This is a genomic window from Congregibacter sp., from assembly GCF_047617445.1.
In the GTDB taxonomy this organism is placed as follows: Bacteria; Pseudomonadota; Gammaproteobacteria; order Pseudomonadales; family Halieaceae; genus Congregibacter.
Genome location: NZ_JBLGBE010000110.1, coordinates 1 through 9,218, shown reverse-complemented (window position 1 = coordinate 9,218; position 9,218 = coordinate 1). Strand labels below are relative to the sequence as shown.

Sequence of the window (9,218 nt, the reverse complement as noted above, 5' to 3'; positions counted from 1 at the left end):
TCTTGCAAAGACGCTCAGTGGTATCGCCAAAAACCTACGCAGCTAAGGAAAGCCGAAATGCCTGGAACACCTAAGTACGACATCCTCCTGTATGGAGCCACCGGATTCACCGGCAAGCTCACCGCTGCATACCTGTCCGGTCATCCGGACCTGACGGGAAAGCGCTGGGCCATTGCCGGACGTAACGCGGCGGTCCTCGCCGAGGTACACAGTTCCTTGGAGAGTGAGCATGTCGAGGTTGTTGTTTGCGCTCTGGACGACGAAGCAGCGGTCGAAGCAATGGTTCGCTCCACTCGAGTGGTGATCACCACTGCCGGCCCTTATTCAAGCTATAACGGCGAGGCCTTGCTCAGTGCCTGTGCTCGCCTCGGGGTTCATTACTCCGACCTATCTGGTGAGGGATTTTGGCAGCGCGAGATGATCGACGGGTATCACGAAACGGCGATTGAGAGCGGCGCTAAAATAGTATTGGGCGGAGGTGTGGACTCCATCCCCAGTGATCTAGGGGCTTATCTCGCCTTACAACACTGTGAAGCGTCTCTTAGCGCCACCGACCCCATACAACTCACAGCTGTCTACACGGAGTACAGCGGATCGTTTTCTGGCGGGACTCTTGCTTCGGGACGCGCTCGCCAAGCCGCTATAAAAAGTGGTCGACTGACCGCTGAGGCCTTGCATGACCCCTACGTGCTTGCACCCAATACCACCGGCGCTGACTCAGCTGTGGCGACACTTGACGGGATGCCTAAGGGTTTTCGTTACCAGCGTGTATCTGGCCTAGGCAGACTTTTGCCGTTTTTCATGGGGCAGATTAATGCACCCGTTGTGCGACGATCACTGGCACTTTTCGGGCAAGCAGATACCGTAAGCTACCGTGAATGCTGCTCACCCGGCATGTGGGCCCGCGTCGCCTGGTTGTACAGCAGCCGAGGACTGGGATTCCCCTTGGGGGACCCCATTAATTTCAAACCTAAGTCAGGTCAGGGGCCCCCAAAGTGGATGCTGACTCAAGGGCAATTCACAGTCGAAGTGCATGCCCGGGCCGGATCAACAACCCTATGCAAGGTAACCATCGCAGGCAAAGGCGATCCCGGCTACGGCGCTACGTCCAAGATGCTCGGTGAAGTTGCTCTTTGCCTTATGCATGATCACGATACGAAGCCCGACGAAGCGGGCGTCTTAACACCTGCTACGGCATTGGGTGACGCACTCGTGGAAAGGCTGTCTGAAGCCGATGATGGCCGATTTATGCGCTTTGAGATCGCCTGATCTTGTCAGCTCCGTCAGGACAACATCGTCTCTACGCCGGTCCCGCACAAGAAATCGTCGACACGATTGCGGTCGTTCTGGCTTAGGGCCGCATAGCGCGCCTTGGTCCATTGCAGGCACTTGGCCTGATAGGCAAATGTTCTTTGTGTCCAGGGAGCACCCTCGATATCGCAGCTCCATTCTTTGTCGCCACCCAGCACCGCCTTAGCGTTCGCTAGCTGCGCAGGTACGTAGACCCGGCCAATCTCCTGCATCAGCTCTCGCAAACTGCTGGCCTGGTCCTCAAGGTTCACCCAGTCGCTGTCGGTGGGCGCGAGACCGCTCAAGTCGTACATCCGATCCACCCAGGCAACGGTTCGAGGGGAGACCTCATGGGTGATCCCACGCGGTGTTGGATCAAAACCTACCAGCTGCGACAGCTGTCCCTGCAAACCAAAGTCACCCGCCGCGGGGCGATTACCCAGCATAAAGGGCTGCTGGGCCAAATGATGTTCCATCGCCGTCAAGAAGCGACGGTAGCTCGCGTCGATCACTGGAGCCGTGGTGTCGTTGGACCCGACGACAAACAGTCGACCTATCTGTCTCTCGGAAAAGAATTTCTTGAAGGTCGCAATACTTTCTTCGGAGATCGAGGTCTCCATAGCTAAAGGCAGGATGGTTCCCGCCTTATCCGCATCCTCAGCAAAGTGCCAGCGATAATGAAACATGTACTTGGTGCACCACTCATCCGCAAAATCTTCAATGAGGTAATCGATAAATGCCAGGGCGGGGTCGGCCGGCAGCACAGAGCGCTCTCGGTGAGCGTCTTCAAGATGTCGTATGATCGGTGTGGAATCACATATCGCAGACACTACAGCATCGTTTTTCACAAGAAATGTGGGCAGAAGAGCGGGCTTCGGGGGCTCTATCCCCAGCGCTTCACAAACTTTGGCTGGGTCACCCCAGGTCACGGTGTAAGGTATACGCCGGTAGCGCAACAACGCGAGCATCTTCTGGGTGTAGGGCGAAGCCGTGGCGCCGATCAATTGAATGGGATCTTGAAAATTCATGAACAGTTGCCTTGATTGATTTACCGGCCCTTTAAGTCAGGGCCCTTTTGGACTGCATTCCTACAACCTGTTTAGCGCAACACCAACTGAATAAGCGCGGCAGCTAGCGCCAGGATTAACGCTACGCTGAGGCGTGGCGATGCATAAAAACCCATTTTCCTTTGAGTCGGAACGGCAAAAGTTTGTGCCAATGCAGCGACCTTGTACTTGTGTAGCTCATCAAAGTCAGCATTGGCCAGGGACAACTCCATGGCATCTCGTCTGGATCGATAACGCACAAGTCCCGCTCCATGCCAGCCTGGATTCGCTGCTGTATTCCATTCATCGAGATAGCCACCCTTCACCTGTCCTGTGATGACAGGATGACCAGCACGGCGAAGCATCCGCCCCATGAACGGCTTGAAGTATTTCCCGAGAAGTATCTGGCCCGTCGTTGCCTCGCCGGTATCGGGGTCACTGATCGGTGCCGTGTTAAACCGCAGCAAGTTAACCATAATGAATTCTTTGCCATCGTCTTCTTCAAGGAATTTGCGTAGGCCCTCTAGATCAGACGCTTGAGCTCCCTTGTCTGCGCGAGCTGTCGCGAGCTCCACAAAACTCTCCACCTCCTCTTGTTTGAGTGGCTTTTGAAAACCATCGTACCAAAGCCGAAACAGCATATAGATCGCCAAGGCGCCCCCCCAAACACTCATAGTCATGCGTCTTCACCCGCCACCAATTATATATTGGCACAGTATATGCAGAATTATTGAATCCAATCAAATTGGATGCCGCGCCTAATCCATCAAATCGAGCCCGCCTCGGTCGCCCACTAAAAGCTGCCTTCTAGCCGCGTTTCTAGCCTTCTGCTGTAGTATCTCGACTGAACTTTAGACCAGCGATATTGGCTTTCATTGGGCCGATGCATCGTGGAGAACAGAATGAGCAAGTTCCGCATCATCGTGTTTACGAGCCTCGTAGTTGCCTTTGCTGCGCTCGCGAACATCATCAGTACTGCCCCCCCAAACGTAGAGTTGAGTCAGTTACTTCAACTTGGGGGAAAGTACGATGTGCGAATAATACGAGATGAGTTTGGTGTGCCTCACGTCTATGGCAAGCGTGACGCAGATACCGCATTTGGACTCGCTTATGCCCAAGCTGAAGACGACTTCGCCACGGTTCAGGAAGTTGTACTGGCAACCCGGGGACAGCTTGCTGCGGTACGAGGCCCTAAGGCTGCCAAGACCGACTACCTCATTCGACTAATGGGTGTATGGGAAGCGGTGCACGCAGGCTATGACACTGAACTGAGCCAAGAAGCTCGTGACATCGCCCAAGCATACGCCGATGGAATCAACCTCTACGGCGCCCAGAACCCGGATCTCGTCGAGGACTTTACACTCCCAGTGAGTGGCAAGGACCTTATCGCCGGATTCACCTTCAAGCTACCGTTGTTTTATGGCTTTGACGCAACATTATCTGCCTTGTTTGACGAGACACCTCGAGAACTTGCCCTCCAGGGCGATACCGCCCTGACCTTCACCGACAAGCGCCAACCGGAACGCGGTAGCCAGGGTGTGGCCATCGCACCTCACAAATCCAGCGACGGTAAGACCCGTCTATTGATCAACTCCCATCAACCGCTCACAGGCCCCGTAGCCTGGTACGAAGCGCGGCTCCATTCCGAGGAAGGCTGGGATATGGCGGGAGCGACCTTCCCCGGATCGCCAGTGATCCTCCATGGCCACAATCGCCATTTGGGCTGGTCGAGCACGGTAAACAAGCCGGACCTGGTTGACGTCTATCAACTCACCCTTAACCCAGAAGACGACAATCAGTATCTTTTGGATGGGCAGTGGGTGGATTTTGAAACCCGGTCAGCCGAAATTCTTGTGCGTCTATTGGGGCCTCTACGGTGGACATTCAGTGAGCCCCTGTATTTTTCGCGCCATGGCCCGGCACTCAAACTGGCGCATGGGACCTTTGCAATCCGCTGGGCGGGCATGGGAGAGATCCGAACACTGGATCAGTACCTGGCGCTTAACAAAGCGAGTTCCATGGCGGAATTCGAAGCTGCATTGGCCATAGGCAGCCAACCCTCCATCAATCAGGTTTATGCCGATGCCAAGGGCAATATCGCCCATTATTACAACGCCATGTTTCCCAAGCGGGTGGAAGGCTGGGACTGGCAAAAAGATCTACCCGGCGATGTATCGCAACTCATTTGGGACGCCTACCGTCCCTTTAGTGACATACCGGCCACCCGCAACCCAGACAGCGGTTTTGTCTTTAATGCCAACAACAGCCCTTACCTATCCTCTGTGGGTCCCGGTCAGCCACAGCCAGAAGATTATTCCCCCACCATGGGCATTGAGACAGGAGTGACAAATCGTGCGCTGCGCCTAAAACGTCTTTTGAGCTCCGCAGGCAAAATCAGCGCGGATGACCTTTATCGCATCAAGTATGATCTTTTCTACGACGAAGACCTCGACGCTGTAATCCAGCTAAAAGCCTTTCTAGCCGACGGGAAGCAGAACCTACCCACTTCACTGCATGCCGCTTTTGACCTGCTGGCATCCTGGGATCTGAGTACTGGGCGTAACAACCGAGCCGCCGCCCTCGCCGTGCTGACGCTCACACCCCTCATTGATAGTCGGCACACACGGGACGAGGTAGATATCGCGCAGGAACTTCAGAAAACCGAGGAGTATCTAAAAACACGGTTTTCTCGCATTGATCCGCTTTATGGGGATGTTATGCGCCACCACAGAGGCGCAGATAGCTGGCCCCTTGATGGAGGCCCCGACATTCTTCGGGCTGTCTATACCGACGACAATCCAGAGGGCGGTTCCCGCCATAATGTTGCCGGCGATAGTTACATCATGTTCGTAGAGTGGGACAAGAACGGCAAGGTCAGCTCCCGCTCGATCCACAATTTCGGCAGCGCCACTTTGGACGCGTCATCGCCACACTATGCTGATCAAGCGCCGCTATTTGTCGAGCAACAAGACCGGCCCGTGCGACTGGATCTAGAGGATGTACTCGCCCATGCAAGTCGCGATTATCGGCCTTAATGTATCTGGAATGCCCTCGCGGGCGCAGCGCAGCTTCTAGCGTCGGCCTATCATGACTACTTACCGGATGAATCACTCTCGACATCTGTAGCAGGGAGCACCAAAGCCTGCTTGATGGCATCTACGGTGTTTGACACGAACTCTCGACGATAGAGTACAAGCACCGTCGTCGTCGTAGCGACTAGAAATGGCACGGTACCAAACAACCAACACATGATAGACAAACCGAAGTAGTACGCCCGAAGACCGGAGTTGTTGTCATGGCCCGCAGAGTCCATGAGCTTTGCCAAATTACAGGCAAAGGCCTGTTGCTGCCGTGGCGGGACGTGTTCACCAGCATCGGGGGCTCCTCCCATAACCACCGCCGCAAAACCGTACTGCCGCAGGCTCCAGGTTACTTTGAAAAACGCGTACACCAGGATGATTAACAACAACGCAAGTTTCGCCTCGACCTGTCCATTGGTCTGATGTTCTGCAAAGGGAATATGAGAACTGAGTTCGGCGATTTGGTCGCTTGTGGTTAGCGCGGTGAGTACGCCTGCCATCAACAGCAAAGTCGCAGACGCGAAGAAGCCCACAACACGCTCCTGACTAGCAAGGAGTGACGCATCGGTCATACGCATCTCCCGACTCAATAGCCGACGCGCCCAAGCCTCGCGATGATCTCGGAGCGAGCGCGACAAAGAAGCACCGCCACCTTTTTTGGCGCGATACTTAGCGTAGCGCGCGTACCCCACCCAAAGAAGTAAAAAGTAGGCAAGCGCTGCGATCTCTAAAGGGTCAAAGGGAATCTGCACAAAAATCCAAAGCCTTGATGGAACGAAGTCTGATTGTCGAGTGTACCGAAGATAGCCTTAAGGCTGTATCAAAGGCTTTTCGAGGACTCAGCTCGTTGTGACTCCACCCGTCTCTCGCACTGGAATACCCGCTTGATCAAAGCCTTCAAGACAAAACACATTGACCCCGAAAAAACCTGGCGAAACACGCTTTCTATGAAACGAGTACATTCCGCAAATTTGGCAAAAATAATGTGTCGCTCTGGACGCTCCAGTCCACCGCTCAGGAGGCTGCGCTAACGCTGCCCTTGGGCTTAAGCGGCATAGCGCGCTCCCCTGCTGCGCCAACATCAGCTTTACAGTAGTGATCAATAAAAGCCTGATGGCTAGGCAACTGACTCACCGTCCGCTGGACCGCTGTTTCAGCGCCCAGCATAAACTTCCTCAACTCCTCATCGCTCATCTCATCAACAATGGTGTGGTACTGCTTGGGCATCAAGCCCTGCCCCAGCATCACCTGTATCCACGAGTTCTCCACAAACAGATCATTAGGAGATTTAAAAACACGCCCGGTTTCTTTAAACAGATCGATGCGATGCTGTAAGGAATCAGGGATGCTCATATTCTTGCAGTGCCGCCAGAAACGCGTGTCTTCGCGATTTGTCACGTGGTAGTGGAGGATGATGAAGTCTCGAATGTTCTCTGTATCCGCGTTCATCTGCGTATTGAATTCTTTGACTTCTGATTCGTGAATGCCGGCAAACGGAAAGTTCTGGATAAGGCGAGTCACGGCCTTCTGGATCAGGTGAATACTCGTTGACTCCAGCGGCTCAATAAACCCACTAGCAAGCCCCATGGCGACGCAGTTCTTATTCCAATGCTTACGGCGTTGACCCGTACGGAACTTGATGACGCGAGGGTCATTGATGGTTTCGCCCTCAACATTGTTCAAAATAGTCTGAATCGCCTCGTCATCAGACATGTAACGGCTGCAGAACACCAGACCATTGCCGACGCGCGATTGCAAAGGTATGCGCCATTGCCAGCCTGCGTCCCGGGCAATTGAGCGGGTGTAGGGAATCGGCGGCCCTACAGAACGTGTCTGCACAGCAACAGCACTATCGCAGGGCAGCCAATGACTCCAATCGTCGTAACCGGTATGCAGCGCTTGCTCTATGAGCAAGCCCCTAAAGCCCGTGCAGTCGATAAACAGGTCGCCCTCAATACACTGGCCAGATGCCAGCGTTACCGACTCGATATACCCGTTGTGCTCATTGGTCGCGACACTTTCGATACGCCCCTCTTGGCGAGTGGTACCGTTTTCCTCAGCAATCTTACGCAACAAAACCGCGTAGCGGCCAGCATCAATGTGGTACGCGTAATTGAGCGCGCCGCTTTGTAAAACGGCAAACTTGTTCTGCTGTGCCGCAATCAACTCAGCGCAGTAAACACCATAATCCTTACTAATACCTTCCTTGCGACCCTTCAACCAGAAATGCAGGAAGTTCGCCGCCCAGCAGTCCTTACCCGTATAGCCAAATGAATGAATGTAATCTTCATTGACGTTCCGCCAGTTTTCGAAGGAAATACCCAACTTAAAGGTCCCGTGCACCGCTTTCATGAACGCCTTCTCATCCATATCAAGCAACTGATGCAACAAAATCAGCGGAGGAATCGTCGCCTCGCCCACACCTACCGTAGGAATTTCGTCCGACTCAATCAGTGTGACTTCTATATTGTTACCAATGAGCTTGGACAACGACGCGGCAGCCATCCATCCAGCGGTTCCCCCACCAGCGACAACCACCTTCTTAATGGTGTTATTCATTTCAGCTGCCCTTTATCACTTAGGTATTTATTATCTCGACTCGTAGTACGCATGCCCGATTATCTATTGAGCACGTTTAAAAGCTCTGCCCGCAACGCTCGACTGCGATTCTCATCAATGGGCCCATGCATGCCGCGCCCTTGCTCAGGAATATGTGCGACCGCCTCATCCGAAGCCTCGAAGATATAGTAGTCGAAGATGTCTCGCCAAGCCTGCCGTTGCTCCACTGGCAGGCTTCGGATCGTAAGAAACGCATGCTTGAGTACATTCATGGGCGTACCCATGTAGGCGGGCGTGTTTCGCCACCAGTAGTTCAGCAAAACATTAAGATCATCCAGCCCTTCTACGTGATGCCACCACATACTGGGAATAAACAGGGCATCGCCGGGCTCGAGAATCACTTCTCGGGCGGCCGCCATTGCATGAGCGAACCGCGGAAAACGCTCTAGGTCCGGACTGCGCATATCTACCAGACTAATCGGTTGCCCCGCAGGCGTCACATCCCAGGGCCCCACGTACAAATTCTCCAGCTGCTCAGGGGGGAACAGGGTGAAGCGACGACGCCCTGCGACACAACAGGCCAGATTGTCGGGGAAATCAAAATGTGCCGAAACCACCACGCGATTCCCAAGCCATAAACTCGCTAAAGGTTTCATCGCACTCGGCGCGATTACGTTCTCTGCCGCAACACCTGGAAACCAGTGATCTAACAAGCTCGACCCTACATACAGAGTGGAAGGCTCGTCCTGGCCTGCACAGGACTCTATTCCTGCGAGAAACTGCTCCAACTGCATATGCGAGCGTTCGCAGTTAAAACCGGTAAAAGCGTCGTTGTAGCCGATGCGCCCCTTTATGGCCGGAGATCCCGACGACGCAATGAGCGGGGCTCCGCTGTAACAACGCAGGAGATATTCGCCGAGATCCTTTCGAGATCGCTGGCCGTATTCGACGAGCGGCCAGTCACTGACCAAACCACGGATCACGTGGGGCTCGCTCAACGCGTCGAGGAACACCGGAAGATCTTCTATCTCCGCTGCGCTGGACGCGCTCACAGCAGCGCTTTGGGGGAATAAACGAGTCTCCATTGTGTCAGCCAAGATTGGCCGCCGACTCCGGGAGCTGCGCGTTGCGACGATCAATCATCGCGCGAAAGTGCGAGTGCGACGCCATAATCATAAAAATGGATTGCATGTGCCCGGCTTTGTGCAGCGATGCGACCACCGCATCGTCCAGTTCGTTCAAG

Annotated in this window: 7 protein-coding genes; 2 read left to right on the top strand and 5 right to left on the bottom strand. The window is 54.2% G+C overall.

From position 1 onward, the window contains the following. Nucleotides 1-1,269 (top strand): saccharopine dehydrogenase family protein (locus ACI9KD_RS16125; protein ID WP_414982198.1); only part of this gene is annotated, 1,269 nt, incomplete at its 5' end. Nucleotides 1,270-1,283: 14 nt separating this feature from the next. Here ACI9KD_RS16125 and ACI9KD_RS16120 read toward each other — a convergent pair. Further along, complete coding sequence (locus ACI9KD_RS16120; RefSeq protein WP_414982197.1) at nt 1,284-2,318, bottom strand: glutathione S-transferase family protein; 1,035 nt, start codon at nt 2,316-2,318, stop codon at nt 1,284-1,286. Nucleotides 2,319-2,389: 71 nt separating this feature from the next. Continuing rightward, nucleotides 2,390-3,016: a hypothetical protein gene (locus ACI9KD_RS16115; RefSeq protein ID WP_414982196.1), complete on the bottom strand. Its 627-nt coding sequence runs from the start codon at nt 3,014-3,016 to the stop codon at nt 2,390-2,392. Between the two features lie 222 nt (nt 3,017-3,238). Between ACI9KD_RS16115 and ACI9KD_RS16110 the strand changes: the two genes are divergently transcribed. Then, nucleotides 3,239-5,371, top strand: coding sequence for an acylase (locus tag ACI9KD_RS16110; protein ID WP_414982195.1), 2,133 nt, complete (start codon nt 3,239-3,241; stop codon nt 5,369-5,371). Nucleotides 5,372-5,427: 56 nt separating this feature from the next. On the opposite strand, the gene ACI9KD_RS16105 is transcribed toward ACI9KD_RS16110, so the two are convergent. From ACI9KD_RS16105 to ACI9KD_RS16095, 3 genes are all read right to left on the bottom strand, one after another. Further along, a complete protein-coding gene (locus ACI9KD_RS16105) occupies nt 5,428-6,168 on the bottom strand; it encodes a DUF599 domain-containing protein (RefSeq protein WP_414982194.1) in 741 nt (246 codons plus the stop codon). Between the two features lie 262 nt (nt 6,169-6,430). After that, nucleotides 6,431-7,975, bottom strand: coding sequence for a tryptophan halogenase family protein (locus tag ACI9KD_RS16100; RefSeq protein ID WP_414982193.1), 1,545 nt, complete (start codon nt 7,973-7,975; stop codon nt 6,431-6,433). A gap of 59 nt (nt 7,976-8,034) precedes the next feature. Continuing rightward, nucleotides 8,035-9,072: a cupin-like domain-containing protein gene (locus ACI9KD_RS16095; protein ID WP_414982192.1), complete on the bottom strand. Its 1,038-nt coding sequence runs from the start codon at nt 9,070-9,072 to the stop codon at nt 8,035-8,037. Nucleotides 9,073-9,218 lie beyond the last annotated feature (146 nt).

Bases quoted from the DNA above. Each gene is read 5' to 3' on its own strand.
- ACI9KD_RS16120 (WP_414982197.1), bottom strand. From the start codon at position 2,318: ATGAATTTTCAAGATCCCATTCAATTGATCGGCGCCACGGCTTCGCCC.
- ACI9KD_RS16115 (WP_414982196.1), bottom strand. From the start codon at position 3,016: ATGACTATGAGTGTTTGGGGGGGCGCCTTGGCGATCTATATGCTGTTT.
- ACI9KD_RS16110 (WP_414982195.1), top strand. From the start codon at position 3,239: ATGAGCAAGTTCCGCATCATCGTGTTTACGAGCCTCGTAGTTGCCTTT.
- ACI9KD_RS16100 (WP_414982193.1), bottom strand. From the start codon at position 7,975: ATGAATAACACCATTAAGAAGGTGGTTGTCGCTGGTGGGGGAACCGCT.